At 35.9% G+C, this 19,890-nt stretch carries 15 protein-coding genes, 1 other RNA gene and 2 pseudogenes; 6 read left to right on the top strand and 12 right to left on the bottom strand.

Going from position 1 to position 19,890, the window contains the following annotated elements; all coding sequences use genetic code 11:
- Positions 1-7: 7 nt before the first annotated feature.
- Positions 8-1,399, top strand: coding sequence for an alkaline phosphatase (locus ADJ83_RS08600; protein WP_031535272.1), 1,392 nt, complete (start codon positions 8-10; stop codon positions 1,397-1,399).
- A 61-nt stretch (positions 1,400-1,460) separates the two neighbouring features.
- Positions 1,461-2,177, top strand: coding sequence for a LysM peptidoglycan-binding domain-containing protein (locus ADJ83_RS26495; RefSeq protein ID WP_051640902.1), 717 nt, complete (start codon positions 1,461-1,463; stop codon positions 2,175-2,177).
- A gap of 284 nt (positions 2,178-2,461) precedes the next feature.
- Here the strand turns inward: ADJ83_RS26495 and ssrS are convergent.
- The 4 genes from ssrS to ADJ83_RS08580 all read right to left on the bottom strand — a co-directional run bounded on the left by ssrS (position 2,462) and on the right by ADJ83_RS08580 (position 5,127).
- Positions 2,462-2,653, bottom strand: a non-coding RNA gene (gene ssrS / locus ADJ83_RS24540) — 6S RNA.
- A 66-nt stretch (positions 2,654-2,719) separates the two neighbouring features.
- Positions 2,720-3,277 carry an elongation factor P gene (gene efp, locus ADJ83_RS08590; RefSeq protein ID WP_031535275.1) on the bottom strand — a complete coding sequence of 186 codons (558 nt, stop codon included), beginning with the start codon at positions 3,275-3,277 and terminating at the stop codon, positions 2,720-2,722.
- A 12-nt stretch (positions 3,278-3,289) separates the two neighbouring features.
- Complete coding sequence (locus ADJ83_RS08585; protein WP_031535276.1) at positions 3,290-4,351, bottom strand: M24 family metallopeptidase; 1,062 nt, start codon at positions 4,349-4,351, stop codon at positions 3,290-3,292.
- A 245-nt stretch (positions 4,352-4,596) separates the two neighbouring features.
- Entirely contained in the window at positions 4,597-5,127 is a 531-nt protein-coding gene (locus ADJ83_RS08580) for a YqhR family membrane protein (protein ID WP_031535277.1), read from the bottom strand.
- 224 nt (positions 5,128-5,351) lie between these two features.
- Between ADJ83_RS08580 and ADJ83_RS08575 the strand changes: the two genes are divergently transcribed.
- Complete coding sequence (locus ADJ83_RS08575) at positions 5,352-6,296, top strand: DUF1385 domain-containing protein (protein ID WP_031535278.1); 945 nt, start codon at positions 5,352-5,354, stop codon at positions 6,294-6,296.
- Between the two features lie 165 nt (positions 6,297-6,461).
- Positions 6,462-6,845, top strand: coding sequence for an SA1362 family protein (locus tag ADJ83_RS08570; protein WP_031535279.1), 384 nt, complete (start codon positions 6,462-6,464; stop codon positions 6,843-6,845).
- Positions 6,846-6,904: 59 nt separating this feature from the next.
- Here ADJ83_RS08570 and ADJ83_RS08565 read toward each other — a convergent pair whose 3' ends face one another.
- On the bottom strand, positions 6,905-7,789 hold the full coding sequence (locus ADJ83_RS08565; RefSeq protein ID WP_031535280.1) for a patatin-like phospholipase family protein: 885 nt from the start codon (positions 7,787-7,789) through the stop codon (positions 6,905-6,907).
- A gap of 327 nt (positions 7,790-8,116) precedes the next feature.
- On the opposite strand from ADJ83_RS08565, the gene ADJ83_RS08560 reads away from it, so the two are divergent.
- Positions 8,117-8,371, top strand: coding sequence for a hypothetical protein (locus tag ADJ83_RS08560; RefSeq protein ID WP_031535281.1), 255 nt, complete (start codon positions 8,117-8,119; stop codon positions 8,369-8,371).
- A 184-nt stretch (positions 8,372-8,555) separates the two neighbouring features.
- Here ADJ83_RS08560 and ADJ83_RS08555 read toward each other — a convergent pair.
- The 4 genes and pseudogenes from ADJ83_RS08555 to ADJ83_RS08540 form a co-directional block, all read right to left on the bottom strand.
- Positions 8,556-9,731 (bottom strand): annotated as a pseudogene (locus tag ADJ83_RS08555) (hypothetical protein); the annotation flags it as partial.
- A 171-nt stretch (positions 9,732-9,902) separates the two neighbouring features.
- Positions 9,903-11,690 (bottom strand): group II intron reverse transcriptase/maturase, encoded by a 1,788-nt coding sequence (ltrA, locus tag ADJ83_RS08550; RefSeq protein WP_231512498.1) that lies wholly within the window; start codon positions 11,688-11,690, stop codon positions 9,903-9,905.
- A 759-nt stretch (positions 11,691-12,449) separates the two neighbouring features.
- A pseudogene (locus ADJ83_RS08545) lies at positions 12,450-13,823 on the bottom strand (vitamin B12-dependent ribonucleotide reductase); the annotation flags it as partial.
- Between the two features lie 492 nt (positions 13,824-14,315).
- Positions 14,316-15,152, bottom strand: coding sequence for a lipoate--protein ligase family protein (locus ADJ83_RS08540; protein WP_031535292.1), 837 nt, complete (start codon positions 15,150-15,152; stop codon positions 14,316-14,318).
- A 207-nt stretch (positions 15,153-15,359) separates the two neighbouring features.
- Here ADJ83_RS08540 and ADJ83_RS08535 point away from each other — a divergent pair, with 207 nt between their 5' ends.
- Positions 15,360-15,737, top strand: a complete 378-nt coding sequence (locus tag ADJ83_RS08535; protein ID WP_031535294.1) for a rhodanese-like domain-containing protein — start codon at positions 15,360-15,362, stop codon at positions 15,735-15,737.
- Between the two features lie 74 nt (positions 15,738-15,811).
- On the opposite strand, the gene gcvPB is transcribed toward ADJ83_RS08535, so the two are convergent.
- From gcvPB to gcvT, 3 genes are read right to left on the bottom strand one after another with little or no spacing between them, the layout of a single operon-like run.
- Positions 15,812-17,287 (bottom strand): aminomethyl-transferring glycine dehydrogenase subunit GcvPB, encoded by a 1,476-nt coding sequence (gene gcvPB, locus ADJ83_RS08530; protein ID WP_031535296.1) that lies wholly within the window; start codon positions 17,285-17,287, stop codon positions 15,812-15,814.
- A complete protein-coding gene (gene gcvPA / locus ADJ83_RS08525; protein ID WP_031535299.1) occupies positions 17,280-18,626 on the bottom strand; it encodes an aminomethyl-transferring glycine dehydrogenase subunit GcvPA in 1,347 nt (448 codons plus the stop codon). Before gcvPA ends, gcvPB begins: the two co-directional genes overlap by 8 nt.
- A gap of 53 nt (positions 18,627-18,679) precedes the next feature.
- Complete coding sequence (gene gcvT / locus ADJ83_RS08520) at positions 18,680-19,780, bottom strand: glycine cleavage system aminomethyltransferase GcvT (protein WP_031535301.1); 1,101 nt, start codon at positions 19,778-19,780, stop codon at positions 18,680-18,682.
- Positions 19,781-19,890: the final 110 nt, after the last annotated feature.

The raw sequence follows: 19,890 nt of genomic DNA, 5'->3' as shown, positions 1-19,890 counted from the left end.
TAAAGATTTGAAAAAGCTACTTTTCGTTTTCCTTTCCATTAGTTTAGGGTTCTTCCTTTCTGTTCAACCAGTTGTAGATAAGCCCGCTTTAAGCAAAGAACAAAAGGATAAACCTAAAAATGTTATATTGCTCATAGGAGATGGTATGGGTATCGGGCAAATGGAGATTGCTCGCTTATTGGAGCATGGAGTAAAAGGAAAACTTTTTATGGAAACACTCCCCTACACAGCGATTGTCCATACATCCTCCAGCAATAATCGGGTTACTGACTCTGCAGCCGGGGGAACTGCTCTTGCGATTGGACAGAAAACGAATAATGGGATGATTGGCATTACACCAAATGGAAAAAACGAAGACAGCATTTTAGATATATTTAAAAAGGAGGGAAAAAGAACAGCAATAATTACTACTAATTCGGTAACAGATGCAACACCAGCAAGCTTTACTGCAAGTGTCAATAATAGATGGGCAGACCAAGAGGAAATTGCCAAGCAACAATTAAGCAATAAAGTAGATATCATTATGGGAGGAGGCAAAAAATTCTTTACTCGAAAAGATAAAAGAGGGATTGACCTGATTGATGCATACAAAAACTCAGGGTATCGTTATATTTCAACTGCAGATCAATTAGAAAAAACAAATTCGAATAAAATTCTCGGGCTTTTTGGAGATGCTCACTTAAATTTTCAATTAGATCGTGAACTACTCAAAACAACAGAACCAACCTTACAGGAAATGACTAAAAAAACACTCGATATTCTATCAAAAGACGAGAAAGGTTTTTTTGCCATGATTGAAGGAGGTCGTATTGACCACGCCTCCCATGCATCCGATATTACAGGAATATGGAAAGAAACAATTGCCTTCGATGAAGTGGTTAAATACTGTGTGGAGTGGGCTAATAAACAACAAGATACATTAGTTGTTGTTGCCGCTGACCACGAAACGATGGGGGTTTCTGCCACTGAAGCAATGGATATAAATGCACTTAAAAACATTACTGCATCCCCTCATTACATGGCTCAGCAACTAACGAAGAAAAAAACAAGTAATCACTATACGGAAAAAAGTATACGAAAGGTCTTTAAAGACTATGCAGCAATGGATATAACTAATGAAGAGCTTGCCAAATTTCAAACAAACAAATTACCGAAGAAAGAACAAGTCTATCGCGAGCAACAAATCGACTGGCAAATTGGAAGTATTATTGCGAACCATTACCACGGCGGTATCCTCCAACCAGAAGTACAACAGCTTAGCACTACAGGGGGGCATACAAGTAATATGATTGTTGTCTTCGCATTTGGAATGGGGGCAGAAGAATTTCATGGGGTGTTAGATAATACCGATATTCCCAAGAAAATTGCCTCCATTATGGGCTATCCTTTTGCTAATTAATATGGTAAACATCCAAACGTAAATAATCACTTCAACATATTCTATCATGAGGTGATTATTTATGTTTTTAAAACCAACTTCTGTCACATATATATCAAATGGATTCCGTTCTACAGGTAAGGACAAGCATTTTGGAATTGACTTTGCACAAAATGGAATTAATGCGATTAGAGCATGTGCTGACGGCAAGGTGACCAAATCCTATTTTTCAACAAGTTACGGAGAATGTATCATGATTCTTCATAACATTTCTGGCAAAGAATATGAAACGGTTTATGCCCACTTAAAAAGTGGTTCTCGGAAAGTAAAGGTCGGAGAATATGTAAAAAAAGGACAAGTTATTGGCATTATGGGTAATACAGGAGATTCAACCGGTCAGCATTTACATTTTGAATTACACATTGGCCGTTGGAATAATAATAAAACGAATGCAGTTAACCCACTTCCTTATTTTGAATCAGATACTGAAGCCATTCCTTCTAGTAACAATGAATATATTGTTAAAAAAGGAGATACATTATATGAAATTAGTAGAAAATATAAAACAACGATTAAAGTTCTTGCAGCTTACAATCAAATAGCAAACCCGAACCTAATTAAAGTAGGACAGAAAATCAAAATACCTTCCACACAAGCTGTTTATTATGTAGTAAAAAAAGGAGATACCGTCAGCCAAATTGCGAAGACTTTTCATACAAGTGTTAGTAAAATAGAGAAATGGAATCAATTGAAGGATGTTAATAAAATATACCCAGGACAGAAACTAAGAGTAGGATAAGCTTTTAGCTATCTTACTCTACTTTCTCCTGTAATAAAAAGAGTAGTGTGTACACAAAGGCAAGGTAAATCTTTATACATATCTTTTCTTTCGAATGGAAATAAAGTTATCTATATGATCAGCTTTCCTCGTCGGCACATAGACATATATTCGAAAACTCAATTAATAAAAAAAAGAGTCGTAACACTTAAAAGCTAAATTAGAGAATGTTTGTCTTTATTGATTAGCTATTTCATTTTGTCAAAATCCCAGAGAAAAAGGAGGTAATCAATTGATTACCTCCTTTTTCAGCCGCATTTGCCGCTTAGATGTATGGAGTTTCAAAACCTGCTCCACCAGGTGGGTGTTCGCAAAAGCTCTCATCATATGTCCTAATGACAAATGGCATTAGGCCTGCTGATCCTTCTTTAATATAGAACTCCCTAATTATCGATAAAGGTTGAAACTTCATACGATAACGTACAACGCAGCTTCTATGGTTTTATCATACATGAATTTCCTTTGGAAAGCAAATGGTAAAATTAGGATGTCACTTTTAAGTATTAAGCACGAGAAACGTAGCTTGCTTCAGCTGTGTTAATAATCAAACGATCCCCTTGATTAACAAAGAAAGGAACTTGAACAGTTAATCCTGTTTCCATCACTGCAGGTTTTGTACCACCAGATGCCGTATCTCCCTTAATTCCAGGTTCTGTTTCAGTAACTTCTAATACAACCGTATTTGGAAGCTCTACACCTAGAGTTTCGGATTGATACATCATAATATGGACTTCCATATTTTCTTTTAAGAATTTTAGTTCGTATTCGATTACAGAAGCAGAAAGCTCAATTTGGTCATAAGATTCTACATCCATAAATACGTGCTGGTCACCATTAGCATATAGATATTGCATTTTGCGATTGTCAATTTGCGCTTTTGCAACTTTTTCGCCAGCTCTAAATGTTTTTTCTTGAACAGCTCCAGTACGTAAATTCTTTAATTTAGAGCGAACAAACGCTGCTCCCTTACCAGGCTTAACGTGTTGGAAATCAAGTACGCGCCAAATTCCACCGTCTACCTCAATTGTTAAACCTGTTTTAAAATCGTTTACTGAAATCATGCAGTAATCCTCCTATAAAATAATCAGTTCCTTAGTTGAATGGGTTAAAGCTTCATTATGATTATTTGTTATTATTGTATCATCTTCAATACGCACTCCACCAAGTCCTGCGATATAAATACCTGGTTCCACTGTTACGACCATACCTGGTTCTAGAGGAGCATTATTTCGGAAGGATAAATTAGGTCCTTCATGAACTTCTAGCCCAATTCCGTGACCTGTAGTATGTCCAAAATATTCCCCATAGCCTTTTTCAGTTATGTAATCACGAGTCAGTGCATCTGCTTGGATACCTGTTATTCCTGGTTTAATGCCTTCCATTCCCTTTAGTTGAGCTTTTAATACGATATCATAAATCTCTTTTAATTTCTCATCTGGGTTACCGATAGCAATGGTTCTCGTAATATCTGATACATAGCCATTATAATAAGCACCGTAATCTAATGTAATAAAATCACCAGCTTCAATTACTTTGTCGGTTGCAACACCATGTGGCAATGCAGATCTTGTCCCTGATGCAACAATTGTATCAAAGGAGGATGAAGTGGCGCCTAATTTTCTCATAAAAAACTCTAATTCATTCGAAACTTCCAATTCTGTTTTCCCTACCTTAATAAAATCAAGGATATGGGTGAAAGCAGCATCAGCAATCTTAGCAGCTTCCTTTAATATCTTAATCTCTTCATTAGTCTTAATCAAGCGTAACTTTTCAATTATACCTGAAACTGGCACTAATTCTCCTTTTACAACAGATTCTAGCTCCTTATATTGAGTAAAGGTTGTATAATCTTGTTCAAAAGCTAGTTTCTTTATTCCCAATTTCTCTGCTTGACTTGCAACCTCTTGAAGAATTGCCCCTTTATGCTGAACAACTTCGAATCCACTGCATTGATTTCCTGCCTGTTCCACATAACGGAAGTCTGTGATAAATAAAGCTTTCTCTCCGCCTATTAATACAGCTCCTGAAGATCCTGTAAAATTACTAACATAACGTCTGTTATATGTACTTGTTATTAAAATACCATCTGCCCCAACTTCTGCTAGTGCTTCTCTTACTCTTTTAAGTTTCTCCATTATAACCCTCTCCCTTATTTGATACACTTGCCTAGAGGTACATGCTTTCTATAGCCTTAACAACTTCTAGATAAGGTAAAAATCTGAATGATGAAAAAAGTACACTCATGAAATTATTTTAACATAAATACTTTTATAATACAGGCAAAATAGCTAGCAAATAAAGATTTTAGACACCCTAACTAGCCAAATAAAAGCCTTGAGTAAGAGGGCATAACCACTTTTCAAGAAATTAAAAAATGATTTTATTGCCCTTCATTACCTGTTAAATTAGTTGACGGCTTTTTTTCCTTCCATTTTTTTAGTTGAATTTCACTTTCTTCATAAGAGATTGTATAACCCACAAATACACCATAAAGGGCATATAAACATGCGGAAAAAATGATTGTATCCCTTTTCAGCTCTAGAAATGGGGCCATGCTTGGAAATATAGGGTTTAAAATGACAAAAACACAAATAAACAATGCAATCCCATATCCAATTCCTATATAGATGGTTTTAAATTTCCTTAGCATCAAATAGTAAGCAAATGCTGCTCCAGTTGAAAAAAAACCTATGAAGACGATACTGATTACCGTTCCAAGCCAGCCATATTTCCAACTGCCAATCGCCCAAGGCTCTAAGAGGATATTAGGGCGTATTTCTGTAAAATGAAAAACATATCCTATGTACCCAATAAGCGACCAGAATATCCCTCCAAACATGCCTGTCCAAATTACTAAGGCGATAAAAGACATCGGTCTTCCTTTTTCATGTGATTGTTGTTGATTATCCATAATGTCCACCTCCAACCCTAGTATGTCCCAATCCTTTTCTTTCCTTGCATGTTTATCTTAGCGTTTGATTAAAAGGTTTATTCACAAAGGATGGGATGTCTTGCTAGTGGTTTTTTGAATTTTTTAGTAATATAGTATTAGGGGATATACAACCATAAAAATCTTACAGATGAAAAAATTACGTTGTTTTCACCTAAATTATCCTGAGGTTGGTGCTGTTATACATGTCAAGTGAACAAAAACCATTATACGGAGGTCAGGCAGTTGTAGAAGGTGTGATGTTTGGTGGAAAACATCATTATGTCACAGCCATAAGACGCAAAGATCAGACTGTTGATTATTTTCATCTTCCTAGAACGTATAATACCAAGCTAGCAAAATTAAAAAAAATACCATTTTTACGAGGTATTATTGCCATTATTGAATCAAGCGGAAATGGAACAAAGCATTTAAATTTTTCAACGGATCGCTATGATGTTGATCCTTCTGAAGATTATAAATTGGAAGAACAAGAGCCTTCTAAAGTATCCATGATTTTAGGAGTAGCAGTTCTTGGTGTACTTTCCTTTTTATTTGGAAAATTCATTTTTACGCTTATTCCGACTTTCCTAGCAGCTATGTTTATGCCGATTATTTCTGGACATGTTGCGCAAATACTATTAGAAAGCTTTTTTAAGCTAATTCTTTTACTTGGATATATTTATTTTGTCTCACTGACTCCTATTATTAAAAGAGTCTTTCAGTATCATGGTGCTGAACATAAAGTTATTAATGCATATGAAAGTGGGAAAGAATTAACAATAGAAAATGTACAGTCGGCTTCAAGGTTACATTATCGCTGTGGATCAAGTTTTATTCTGTTCACGGTAATTGTTGGGTTATTTCTCTATTTATTTTTCTATCCAGACAACCTTTTAGACAGAGTACTTATTCGTATTGCTTTGATTCCAGTCGTGCTTGGAATTTCCTTTGAGGTATTACAGTTTACCAATAAATTAAGAAATGTCCCAGTTTTAAAATATCTTGGATTGCCTGGTCTATGGCTACAATTATTAACAACAAAAGAACCAAGTGATGATCAAGTGGAAGTGGCTATACTTTCCTTCTCCGAATTAAAGAAACGCGAGGAAGAAACGGAAGCACAGGTTTCAAAGACAGTTGTTAAATAATTTATAAAAGAATCTTCCCTATTTATATAGTTTTATTACCGTTTAAAAATCTTTTTTCTGAAAACTTTTTCTTGTGAACAATTTGGCTTTTTTTGAATAAACTTTTCTTAATAATAGTTTAAAAGTTAGAAAAAATGCTCATCATGCTTTTAGGGAGGTGGCTTTTTGAAGAACCGATTTTCAATTATCTTATTTGGGAGTATTTTTCTCCTTGCTTTCATTGGCTTAACTACTAGTTTAATAAAAAATCCTGCTGGATTTTTTCTAAACATTGCTGTCATTGTTGCTGTAGGTGCTATTATTTGGTTCATTTTCCGCCATTTCAATACAACTAGTCCGCAAAAAAGAGAGCAAAGAGCTTTTCTAAAAGCTGCAAAGAAATCAAAAAAACGGCTACAAACAAGAGAAAAGGTACCAGCAGGACAGCAGCAACATTCAACTAAATCCTCTTCCTTAAAAGCCAACAAGCATAAACGTAGTAAAAGCACTGCACATTTAACTGTTATTGAAGGGAAGAAGAGCAAAAAAAAGAATCGGGCTTCTTTATAAAGGGCTCGATTCTTTTTTGCTATATAGATAGAGCCTTTAGGATATAGCCCCATCATGTTTTAATAAGCCCATTTTTCAAAAAATTTCGTAGCACAATCTCTTCCTAACTGTATTAGTTTTACTTGATCTTCTTTTGTAAGTGCAAATTCTGTTGCGAGTACCCCCTCTGTTGGAACAAAGATAATATTTTTCTCATGCTTCCTGGAAATATAGCGGGAATCATGTGCATCTTTCATCGTTTCAAACATTGCTGCAAATAAATCAATAGCATTTTTGATTTTATGCTTTGGATGCTCCCTTATACTATGACTTAATTTAACTCCTAAAACAGGTCTTGTTTTCAGTACATTCTCTTGATCAAATAACCACATTGGGAAATTACTGAGCACTCCCCCATCAACAATCACATTTTTATTTGACTTATTTCCAAGAGTTACTGGCTCAAAAAAATAAGGCAGACTACAACTCATCCTAATCGCTTTTGCAATCGAAAAAGTTTGGGGATTGATTCTGTATTTCGGCAAGTCGTCTGGTAGAATCATTAATACACCATTTGTAATATCTGAAGCAATAAAGCGTAAAGTTTGTGGGGGTATATCTGCAAATGTTTTTAAACCTTTTACGGCCAATTTACTTTCTATCCATTTTTCCAGTTCTTCTCCTTTATATAACCCTAACTTCCAATATAGAAAAAACCATTTTGCAAGTGGAAAAGGAATGAGCAATTGTCGTTCATCTAAAAAGGTACTTAAATCCAAATCCTCCAATAATTCCGCTATTTCTCGACTCGTATACCCTGCAGCAATTAAGGCAGCAACGATTGAACCTGCACTAGTTCCTGCCAACCGAGCAAATTGAAATCCTCGTTGTTCTACAACTTCATATGCTCCCACTAAAGCTAGCCCTTTAATTCCTCCTCCAGAAAAGACCCCGTCTATATACATAAAATTCACTCCTTTTAACAAGCAAATGGGACTTCGAAAGGTTTTTCATTTTTATGGACTCTAGACCTTTATACTCCAATTTAGTATTCGTAATTAGAAAATAGTACAGAAGACAAGTTAAATGTCATTCTTTTATTTATGGTCATCGTATTCACTTTAAAAAGGATGCAGTAAATGCATATTGGGTTTAGGCATTTGTATCAATCAATATAGTGTATAGACACATAAACTAATTCGAAGTAGATAAGTGCAGTATCTTGTTTTGAAGATAAAAAGTAGCGAAGGATGTGCACATTAGCTAAATAATGAAAAAAGAGGAGGATATTTATGCAAAATCAATTCATTTATCCACAAAATATTAGAAGAATACGACCTGGGTTTGGTGGATTTGGCAGACCAGGTTTTGGTAGACCTGGATTCGGTAGACCTGGGTTCGGCTTTGGAGGAGCTGGCTTAGGACTTGGCTTAGGCTTGTTAGGAGGATTTGCAACAGGGGCATTACTTGGTCCAGCATTATATGGAGGATATGGTTATCCACCATATGGTTACGGATATGGCGTCCCACCGTTTGGGTTTTATTAAAATAATGTAATAGTTAATGGGAGCGATAAGCGAACCACCTATATCACTCTCCTTAATATAGATTAATCCTGCTTTTATATATATTTAAAGAGGCTGACAATTGCTCAGCCTCTTTCTGTAGCTTTATTCATAAAAGTAATAATTTCAAACTGAAGCTCTATTCATTATGACCAATATCTGCGTATTAAAGGCCACATTTTAATTGTGTGTTGCAATTCGTACAAGTATTACATCCACCGATTTCTTCTACTACACCTTTTCGGCATACAGGACAAGTATCGCCGATTTCTGAACCAATTGTTACATTTGTTGATTTTAACTCATTTATCGTATCGACAAGAACTACATGTGGTTCTTGATGCTTTTGTGGTTGTGTTTCTTCAAATGTGTTTTCTTCCGCTTTTAATGTTAGTACTTGACTATCGCGAGAGCCATCCACATAAACGGTTCCGCCTTTTGCACCACCACGATATAATCTTTCATACACTTTTTGAACTTGCTCTACACTATATCCTTTTGGTGCATTTACCGTTTTACTAATAGAGCTATCAATCCATCTTTGAATGATACATTGAACATCAGCATGTGCCTCTGGAGCCAAATCCATTGCAGCAACGAACCAATTTGGAAGATTATTTGGATCTGCTTCTGGATGCGCATCTAAATATTCTTGAACAATATCTGCTTTCACTTCAATAAATTTTCCAAGTCTTCCGCTTCGGAAATAAGAGAAGGAGAAGTAAGGCTCAAGACCAGTTGATACCCCAACCATTGTACCTGTACTGCCTGTAGGTGCTACTGTTAATAAATGAGAGTTACGAATACCATATTGAAGAATGTCTTCTCTAATATCCTCAGGCATTTTTTTCATGAAGCCAGTATGAATAAAGGCATCGCGTAGTTTCGCAACCTCTTCCTCTGATTCCGCTTGTAAGAATGGGAAGCTGCCTTTTTCTTTCGCTAACTCAATAGATGCTCTGTACGCAGTTGTTGCGATGGTTTCAAATACTTTATCTACTAAGACATTTCCCTCTGCACTGCCATATTCTGTTTCACAGTAAATCAGTAGATCATGAAGACCCATAACACCAAGACCGACACGACGTTCTCCAAGCGCTTGCTTTTTATTTTCTTCCAAGAAGTAAGGAGTTGCATCGATTACGTTATCCTGCATTCTAACGCCTATTTCCACTGTTTTCTTAAGCTTTTCAAAATTAACTGTTTTGTTTTCCTTATCTGCCATTTCTGCAAGGTTAACAGCAGCTAGATTACATACACTAAATGGAGCTAATGGCTGCTCTCCACAAGGGTTTGTCGCCACAACTTTTTGACCATAGCTAGTAGCGTTTGTCATTTCATTTGATAGTGATAGGTAAGGCTTTGAAGCAATTCTCCACCTTTTCCCCCACTCCACACCGTACGTGAGATTTTCACCTCATACGGCGTTCTATCTAATCCTACTAAACCAAATTTCAACAAGTTACAAGCTTAATAATTATTTATCGAGTATTGTGCAAGTTTTTGAATGCCTCTAAATCAAGATTGATTCATTCTTACATTTCTTACGTAATGCATTTATCTTCTCAATCAGTTTCGAATTCTGATTGAGTTTCCATTTAACAAGGTATTTATCAATCGTTTCTTTTTCAGTAGCATGAAGTAGTCTATGCATGTCTTCATGGATAATTTTGAGGTTATCATACTTATCCGTTCCACCTAAACTTCTAGGCTTTACATGATGACAGTGAACTTCATGTGCTTCAAGAAAGATACCAAGTATTTCACAACATCCATTCCTCATTGAGTAACGGGAAAGTCTATTGTCTTGATATTCGATTGATTGGTCTTGTATCTTGGATTGCATTAGTATTCTTATGTTATATTCGACAACTGGTTGAAGTTTATTGTGAATTAATTTTCTACCTTCATCAGTGTAGACCGAAAGCTTAGGATTAAATTGTCTAGATTCAGTAAAACTTGTAATCCCATGTATAGGAAAGAGATGAACTCCTAGTACCTTCCATGTTTTGAGGTTACTTGAGTAGTACTGATTATAGACTTTACTTGCATCCGTTGGGTGTGCATATTTCCCTCCAACTTGATGTAGTTTACTCCTAGCATAAGGATGAACCTTGTGTGCTATGTCTTTGAAATCTGATGGAACCATACTCCCGTATTTAAAGTAATTTTGTATCCCCATTACATAAGCATTAAAGAGCCTTATGTTATTAACGGTCGTTTCCTTCCTAATTCTAAGAATTAGTTCCTTCATTTTCCTAATGACATCAGCTTTCTTCTTATCAATCATATTTACCCTAACAAGATGTTTTTGTTTCTTCCTAACAGCCTTAATTTTAAATCCCAAGAAATCCGAGGACTTCTTTTTGAGATTTGTAATTTTAGATTTCTCAGGTGAGATATCTAATTTCAATCTACCCTTCAAGTATCCTGCCACTGCATGAAACCATTTGACTGCATTCTCATGATTATTGGTCATAATTTTGAAGTCATCTGCGTATCGAACTATAAAGCCAATCTTCATATTCGAATTTCGTTTCAACATTAAGTACTTCTTTACATTCTGAGAATACTCATGCTTCGTTTCAAAAGTTTCCCATTGATTACTTACCCACATATCTAAATCATGAAGAACAATGTTAGAGAGTAAAGGTGAGAGTATTCCTCCTTGTGGAGTACCTTTGTTTGGAATTCCAATACCTTTTATCGGTGCTTTGAGCATTTTGCTTATGATTGCTAAAACCCTTCTATCATGAATGCCCAAATTCCACATTTGCTTCATGAGAACCCTATGATTTACATTGTCGAAGAATCCCTTTATGTCGATATCTACTACATAATGTAATTGTGAGATATTAACTAAGAAATTCACCCTAGATAAAGCATGTTTTGTGCTTCGTAATGGTCTGAAACCATAACTGTGATTATAAAACTTAGCTTCACAGATAGGTTCAAGAATTTGTTTAAACATCTGTTGAATTAGCCTATCCAACATTGTTGGTATTCCTAAAGGTCTAAACTTGGTATTATCCATTCCCTTTGGAATCATTACTCTGCGTACTGCTTTAGGTTTGTAATCTTTGAGCGAAGTTCGAATGAGATTTATGAATTCTTGCTTATTCATCACTTTATAGTTGTCAATCACATACTTATCTGTTCCAGCAGTTTTAGAACCTTTATTGGCTTTTATGTTTCTGTAAGCTAGTAGGATGTTTCTTTCATCTATGATTAGGTTAAATAGATTTTTGAAAAGATGTCCTTCCTTACTCTTGGCAAATAATTCATCAAAAAACTCTTGCATACCATAATACTCGTTGTGTCTTAGGCTCATATTCGTTGCAGATCACCTGACTTTCTCAGTGATTCCCTGCATTCTTACCCGATCAACGAATTTCACTTGCTTTGTTTGGTTTAATATATTGAATTAGACTTGGGTCTATCCCTCCACTTATTTTCATAAGCTTCTTCGGTACTGTGACCCTACTTTCACAAGGATAAATGAATTTCAGATTAGAAATCCTTATATCAACCACTCGGATGATAGTCCTTGAATGAGTGTTCCTTGCTTACCACGTTCCAATAATTCCTAGCCATATGATTGAACTTAGGTGCTTGCTCTGAGCCTGAGATTATATAGTGTCCTTGTTCACTATATCGTGTTTCATGACAACGGACTTACTCCACGACAATCTCGGTTAAACTGGTTAACCTTCCACCTTTTCAAGCGGATTTCATTCTAGACCCTTTCATTCGCAAGTTCGTCAGTCAGGTTGCTAATCTGACATTCTCACCATATTCACCTTTTTCGGCTGACCGCCTTATCTTCGACCATGACTCTAAGTGAGTTTTAGGTCAAATTCAGACGACTTTACCTAGCTTCATACACTTCATCACTATCATGATTCCATGCATGTAGGAGTCTCATCATAGTGGTTTCAGCTCAACGTGACGGCTTTCATTCCCACTATCGGAATTATCAGTTGTATTTAACATAACTTTTGTTTGTTAAACCCTCTATTTCATACGTTTAAGCCGCACTTATAAGAGAACGTGTCGCACCATTATCAATGAAGAAGATACCTGGCTCTGCAGAATAAGTTGCACAGATATTAATTAAGTTCCATAATTCCTTCGCTTTTATTTTACGATAAACACGAACTTTATTTCCTTCTGCTTCCCATTCTCTTACATCGCCAACTTTATGCCATTCTTCATTATAATGTTGCATTTGCTCCTTATCGTAGCTTTCAACATCAGGGAAACGAAGTGCATATTCTTCATCCTTCTCCACTGCATCCATAAATTCATTTGTTAAGCAGACAGAAATGTTTGCACCTGTTAAAAATTCTGATTGATGAACAGCATAAGTACCGCCGCTTGATAGCTTTTCTTCTGCATCACGGAAAATACTCTCGTTAAAACCACCTTGCCCAGGGATATTTTTATAATTTAGAATTCCTTGATACATAGAACGTTCTTGTTCTGTTAAAGGAGTAAATTTCAATTTATCTTGTGCATATTTTTTAATTGTTTCATCTTGCGTATTTTCAATCAAGAAACGTAAAATACGTGGATTTTGCATTTTCGAAATAATGAATTCAATAATATCTGGATGCCAATCAGCTAGCATAATCATTTGAGCACCACGACGAGAACCGCCCTGTTCAACTAAATGTGTTAATTTCGCAATATCATCTAACCAAGAAACAGAACCAGATGATTTACCATTAACTCCTTTTGCTAGTGTATTACGAGGTCTTAGCGTAGATCCATTTGTTCCAACACCGCCTCCACGACTCATGATTTCCATAACCTGCTTACGATGCTCGGAAATACCTTCTCTTGAATCCTGAACAAAAGGCATTACATAACAGTTGAAATACGTAACATCTGTTCCTGCTCCAGCTCCATATAATACACGACCTGCAGGGATAAAGTTCAAATGAACAAGCTCACTGTAAAACTTTTCGAACCATTCTTTTCTTTTCTCTTCTGTCTTTTCTACAGATGCAAGACCAGTAGCGTTTCGTTTTGCAATTTGCTCATAATAAATTTCCAACGGTTTTTCAATTACATCTAAGGAACGAACAATGACACCCGTTTCTCCTTCTTCTCCTTCAAGAACGCCACGGTAATCTTCTTCCACTAATACCTTCGCTGTATTAAGAATATGGTCAATTTCTTGAATGAACCCTAATCCTCTTGCTGGAAACTTTGGATCTTCTTTAATCGTTAATACAACAAAATCGCCAGCTGATAACGTAATTTTCTCTGTATCTTTATACGTATAACGGTCAAGCATGACAAGTCGAGAAACGCCTTTATGAGTTAGTTTCATATCTGGGGTAATTGGATGAACCTCCGGAAATAAAGCAATATCCTTATTCAGCTTTTCTATATCTACCTTCACACCTTGACTTAACATTACTGACATACACACAACCCCTTCATTCATATAAAAAGTAGAGCAGATACTAATAGTTGTTGAAAAATAATCTTTGTATATAAATCTATAATTAGATATCTAGCATTTTTTTATTAATACCCTTAAACTATCACATCAAACACATAAAATCAACATATAGTATTCACCATAAAAATCAATACCCATATATTGTGTATATTTAAAAAATTACCGATTTGTCAAACACCGAAAAAAAGTAGATTTTAAAGAAAAAGAAAGAGATACATAGATAATTAGACATAAAAAAAGAAATTTCGTCCTTTTTCGCACTTGCTTATTGGAATATAGGATAATCCATTGATATTAGCCTGTTTATCTTAATCTTTTCTCTCCAAAAAAATTTTTCGACATGTAAAAATGATACGAAAGCATTGTATTTTTTCGTTTAAGCAACCATTTTTAAAAGCAATTAAAACACGAAATTCTAATAAAAGAATTTCGTGCTCAAAAATTTAGATCTATTTATCGTCTAAAATTCCATTCATCGCTTTCATATTTTTCTTTCGCGATTTTTTCTACATATTCTAATTCTTCATCAGTTAACTGATAATTATCTAACTGAATATCCAACCCTTCTTCAAAGCCTTTTCTAAAAGCTTCTTTCGCCATCTCAATGGAAATGTTTCTCGATGTTAAATCGTTAATAGCTACCGCTTTACTCTTAAAAGCCTTTTGCATTCTTTCCTTGACGCGGTCATTTGGATACTTAAATAGACGGAATAATTTATCCTCGTCTAAGTCTAATAAAATAGAACCATGCTGCAAAATAACACCCTGTTGTCTCGTTTGTGCACTCCCAGCGACCTTTCTTCCCTCAACTACTAATTCATACCAACTAGGCGCATCAAAGCATACTGCGGATCTTGGACTTTTCAAATTATTTTTTTGTTCTTCTGTTTTCGGCACAGAAAAATAGGCATCTAATTCTAAAAAGTGAAACCCTTTTAATATACCTTCCGAAATGACCCGATAAGCTTCTGTTACTGTTTTCGGCATATTAGGATGTTCTTCTGTAACAATCACACTGTATGTCAATTCATGCTCATGCAGAACGCCTCTTCCACCAGTTGGTCTTCTTACAAATCCAAGACCTAATTCTTTAACCGCTTGTAAGTCAATTTCTTTCTCTACCTTCTGAAAATATCCAATAGATAAAGTAGCAGGATTCCAGCCATAAAAACGAATCACCGGCGGAAAAACTCCTTTAGAATGCCATTCTAATAACGCTTCGTCTAATGCCATATTAAAAGAAGGAGAATGATTGCCTGAATCAATAAATCTCCATGTTTCTTTTACCATAACGAACCCTCTTTTTCTATGTATAATTACATTAAATCCCTACTAAGGATATCAAAAAGAAAGCCTATTTAAAAGTAACTTGCATGGAAATAAATTTAATTAAAGAAATGTTATGGATATATTATAAGTATTTACTTTACTACTAGAAGGGTTGATAGATATAATAGAGATAGTGTAAGTAATTGAAAGGAGAAATGAGAATTGACAATGATTTATACTCTTCTCATCGTTTTAGTCGCATTCCTTGTATATTCAGTGGTTATGTGGCTTTATCAACGTCGCATTGTAAAAACTGTAAGCCAGGATGAATTCCGCCAAGGATACAGAAAGGCACAGTTGATTGATGTACGTGAACCAAATGAATATGAGGCTGGTCATGTACTCGGTGCAAGAAATATTCCACTATCACAGCTAAAGATGAGAAAAAGTGAAATTCGTCCTGATAAGCCAGTATATTTATACTGCCAAAATGGGATGAGAAGCGGAAGAGCTGCTCAGTTTCTTTATCGTAAAGGATATAAGGACTTAACCCAATTAGAAGGCGGATTCAAAAAGTGGACAGGAAGAATTAAAGCAAAAAAATAATAATATTCTAACTAGGAATTATTATATAAAAAAAGCTGATGCATACTTAGACATCAGCTTTTTTCATTTACTTCTTATTTCAAATTTGCTATCTTCTTCGTATAACGAAGGACTGGTTTTCTTGCAGCTAAAGTCTCATCTAAACGACCGATTACTGTCGTATGAGGTGCTTCCTGAACAACTTCTGGTGTTTCTTCTGCTTCTTTTGCAATTTGAATCATTGCATCAATAAAACTATCCAATGTCTCCTTTGATTCCGTTTCAGTTGGCTCAATCATTATGCATTCTTCGACATTTAAAGGGAAATAGATTGTTGGTGGATGATAGCCAAAATCAAGCAATCTTTTGGCTATATCTAATGTTCGCACCCCTAATTTCTTTTGTCTTCTACCACTTAAGACAAACTCATGTTTACAATGACGATCAAATGGCAAATCATAAAATTCAGCAAGACGTCTCATCATATAATTTGCATTTAAGACGGCATTTTCTGTTACAGCCTTTAATCCATCTGGTCCCATTGAACGAATATACGTATAGGCACGTACGTTAATACCAAAGTTTCCATAGTATGGTTTCACTCTACCAATTGCTTGTGGTCGATTATAATCTAAGACAAATTCATCTCCTACCTTTGTCAAAACTGGCTTTGGTAGAAAAGGAATTAAATCAGCTTTCACTCCCACAGGTCCAGAACCTGGCCCACCACCACCATGCGGTCCTGTAAATGTTTTATGCAGATTCAAATGGACAACATCAAAGCCCATGTCTCCAGGTCTTGCCTTTGAAAGTACCGCATTTAGATTGGCACCATCATAATATAATTTCCCGCCAGCACTATGAACAATTTCAGCCATTTCTAAAATATTTTCTTCAAAAAGGCCTAGTGTATTGGGGTTTGTCAACATTAATGCCGCTGTATCTGTACCAACTACTCTTTTTAAATCTTCTAAATCTACTAATCCATTTTCATTTGATTTTACTGTCACCGTTTCTAACCCTGCAACTGTTGCAGATGCAGGATTTGTTCCGTGTGCAGAATCAGGAACAATGACTTTTGTTCGCTCTGTATCCCCATTTGCTTCATGAAAAGCTCTAATCAGCATTAACCCAGTCCACTCACCATGTGCCCCTGCAGCCGGCTGTAAAGTAACTTCATCCATGCCGGTGATTTCAACAAGATGCTGTTGCAAGTCATACATAAGCTCTAATGCACCCTGGATAGATGATTCCTCTTGTAATGGATGGATATGAGCAAAGCCATTGAATCTGGCAACATTTTCATTTATTTTCGGATTATATTTCATCGTACATGACCCTAATGGATAAAAGCCGGAATCTAAGCCATGATTTCGTTTTGATAAAGCAGTATAATGACGCATTATATCTAATTCGGATACTTCCGGAAGTTCTGGAGTTTCTTCTCTTATATAATCATTCGGCAAAAGCTCCGACAGATTAACTGTTGGGATATCCATTTCTGGTAAACTATACCCTATTCTTCCTGGTGTACTGCTTTCAAAGATAAGAGGTTGATTTTGATTAGACATGATACTCCTCCATTTCTGCAACAAATTCATCAATTTCAGCTTTGGTACGCAATTCCGTTACGGCAATTAGCATATGGTTTTCTAGTTGTTCAAACTCTCTTCCTAAATCATAGCCACCAATCATTCCTTTTTCTAATAACGCACGGTTAATAGAAGATATGGAAGTATTACATTTAATAAGAAATTCATTAAAGGATGGCCCTTCATAAACAATATCAAAGCCTGCTTCCTTTAGTTTTATTTTAGCGTAATGTGCTTTTTGCATATTGGCAATGGCCATTTCTTTCACACCATGCTTTCCAAGTGCTGTCATCGCAACAGATGCAGCTAATGCATTTAGGGCTTGGTTTGAGCAAATATTAGAAGTGGCTTTATCACGGCGAATATGCTGCTCCCTTGCCTGCAGGGTTAATACAAATCCTCTTTGGCCATTATCATCTATAGTCTGGCCGACTAAGCGCCCAGGAACCTTTCTCATTAACTTAGAAGTTACAGCAAAATAGCCACAGTGCGGTCCTCCAAAGCCCATCGGAATACCAAATGGTTGTGCATCTCCTACTACTATATCAGCTTGGAATTTCCCTGGTGGTGTTAATGCTCCTAAAGCGAGTGGGTTGCTTGATACGACGAATAATGATTTATGCTCATGAATAATTGCTTCTAAATCTTTTAATGGCTCCACTCTTCCAAAAAAGTTTGGGTATTGAATCATCACTGCTGCAACTGTATTATCGATCATCGTCTCTAAAGCATCTAAATCTGTTATGCCTTCCTTATGTGGAACCTCTACAACTTCGATATACTGACCCTTTGCATAGGTTTTAACAACTTCTTTTGCTTCTGGATGAATGGCGCTTGATAAAAGAATCTTTTTTCGTTTCGTCGTCCCTGCACTTAACATCCCTGCCTCTGCTAATGCAGTTGCTCCGTCGTACATAGAAGAGTTAGCTACGTCCATTCCTGTTAGTTCACAAATCATGGTCTGAAACTCAAAAATAGCTTGTAATTCCCCTTGTGAAATTTCCGGTTGATACGGGGTGTAGGCTGTATAAAATTCGGAGCGTGATAGAACATGGTCTACTATAACAGGCGAATAGTGATCATAAACTCCAGCTCCAAGAAAAGATACATTCGCTTTCGCGTCAGCATTTTTTTGGGATAGCTTTGTTAATTCTTTCAATAATGCAGATTCACTTTTTGCAGGCTTGATTTGATAGCTTCCTTTAAAACGTACTTTTTCTGGTATATCTGAAAATAATTCATCTACTGAATTTACACCAATTTTTTCAAGCATTTCCTTTTGATCTTGTTCTGTCATCGGTAAATAGCGATGCTTCATTCGTTTTTCCCCCAGTCATTAGCCCATCTTGATTTTAAACATAGCCATAAAAGTTATTTTCTTTTATAAAAAGGCGTCTTGATAACTTTTGCCTTCAAATGCTTTCCTCTTATTTCTACTTCCACCTCTGTACCCAATAAAGCATAATCAACTTGAATTAACGCAAGCCCAATGTTTTTCTTTAAGGTCGGCGACTGAGTACCAGTAGTAACTTCCCCAATACACTTGTCATTTGCAAATACTTTATAGCCATGTCTTGGAATACCTCTGTCTAACATTTCAATTCCAATTAACTTTCTTGATAATCCTTCTTCCTTTTGTTTCTTTAAAGCTTCCTTTCCGAAAAAGTAAGCTTCTTTATTTAATTTAACGGCAAATCCAATTCCAGCTTCTAATGGTGAAATATTTGCCGTTAATTCTTGCCCATATAATGCAAGTGTTGCTTCAAATCGCAAAGTATCCCTTGCACCTAAGCCGCAAGGAAGTACCCCTAATTCCTCACCTAACGATAATATTTCACGCCATAAGTCTTTAGCATCTTCCCTTTGACAATAAATTTCAAAACCATCCTCGCCAGTATATCCAGTGCGGGATAACAGAACCTCTTTGCCTGCTAAATTCACCTTGTTCTGAAAGTGAAAATACTTAATTCCAGCATAATCAACAGAGGGATTTATTTTTTTTAATATCTCTTCTGCTAACGGACCTTGAAGTGCTAATTGAGCAAAATCTTCTGATAAATTAGTTAAGATAACATCTCCAGTAGTATGTTTTTGGAGCCATTCGAAATCTTTCTCGATATTGGATGCATTCACCACTAACAAATAGTGATTGTCTGCAAGTTTATATGTTAATAAATCATCTACCGTTCCACCATTTTCGTAGCACATTGCCGAATATTGTGCAGCACCTATTGTGATTTTTCCGATGTCATTTGTTAGCATTTTTTGAAGAAAAGCTAAGCTACCGCTTCCCTTCACTTCGATTTCGCCCATATGGGAAACATCAAATAACCCTGCTTTTGTACGAACAGCCTCATGCTCCAGCTTTATACCGGAAAATTGTACAGGTAAAGCCCATCCTCCAAAATCGATTGTCTTTCCTCCATACTCTTTGTACACCTCATATAATGGTGTTTGCTTTAATAAAGCCAACGAACAGCACTCCTATCCCCTATGTATTAGACTTTCTCATTTATCCCATTAAAAAACGGCAACAAAAAAAGACAGATAACCCCCTTTTATAAAAAAGTAAGGTCTCTGTC

The sequence above is a fragment of the Bacillus sp. 522_BSPC genome (assembly GCF_001076885.1).
Classification (GTDB): Bacteria; Bacillota; Bacilli; order Bacillales; family Cytobacillaceae; genus Niallia; species Niallia hominis.
This window is presented reverse-complemented; position numbering and strand designations above follow the sequence as displayed.

Excerpts from the sequence above, each read along its gene's own strand:
- ADJ83_RS26495 (WP_051640902.1), top strand. The coding sequence starts at position 1,461 with ATGTTTTTAAAACCAACTTCTGTCACATATATATCAAATGGATTCCGT.
- efp (WP_031535275.1), bottom strand. The coding sequence starts at position 3,277 with ATGATTTCAGTAAACGATTTTAAAACAGGTTTAACAATTGAGGTAGAC.
- ADJ83_RS08585 (WP_031535276.1), bottom strand. The coding sequence starts at position 4,351 with ATGGAGAAACTTAAAAGAGTAAGAGAAGCACTAGCAGAAGTTGGGGCA.
- ADJ83_RS08580 (WP_031535277.1), bottom strand. The coding sequence starts at position 5,127 with ATGGATAATCAACAACAATCACATGAAAAAGGAAGACCGATGTCTTTT.
- ADJ83_RS08575 (WP_031535278.1), top strand. The coding sequence starts at position 5,352 with ATGTCAAGTGAACAAAAACCATTATACGGAGGTCAGGCAGTTGTAGAA.
- ADJ83_RS08565 (WP_031535280.1), bottom strand. The coding sequence starts at position 7,789 with ATGTATATAGACGGGGTCTTTTCTGGAGGAGGAATTAAAGGGCTAGCT.
- ADJ83_RS08560 (WP_031535281.1), top strand. The coding sequence starts at position 8,117 with ATGCAAAATCAATTCATTTATCCACAAAATATTAGAAGAATACGACCT.
- ltrA (WP_231512498.1), bottom strand. The coding sequence starts at position 11,690 with ATGCAAGAGTTTTTTGATGAATTATTTGCCAAGAGTAAGGAAGGACAT.
- ADJ83_RS08540 (WP_031535292.1), bottom strand. The coding sequence starts at position 15,152 with ATGGTAAAAGAAACATGGAGATTTATTGATTCAGGCAATCATTCTCCT.
- ADJ83_RS08535 (WP_031535294.1), top strand. The coding sequence starts at position 15,360 with ATGATTTATACTCTTCTCATCGTTTTAGTCGCATTCCTTGTATATTCA.
- gcvPB (WP_031535296.1), bottom strand. The coding sequence starts at position 17,287 with ATGTCTAATCAAAATCAACCTCTTATCTTTGAAAGCAGTACACCAGGA.
- gcvPA (WP_031535299.1), bottom strand. The coding sequence starts at position 18,626 with ATGAAGCATCGCTATTTACCGATGACAGAACAAGATCAAAAGGAAATG.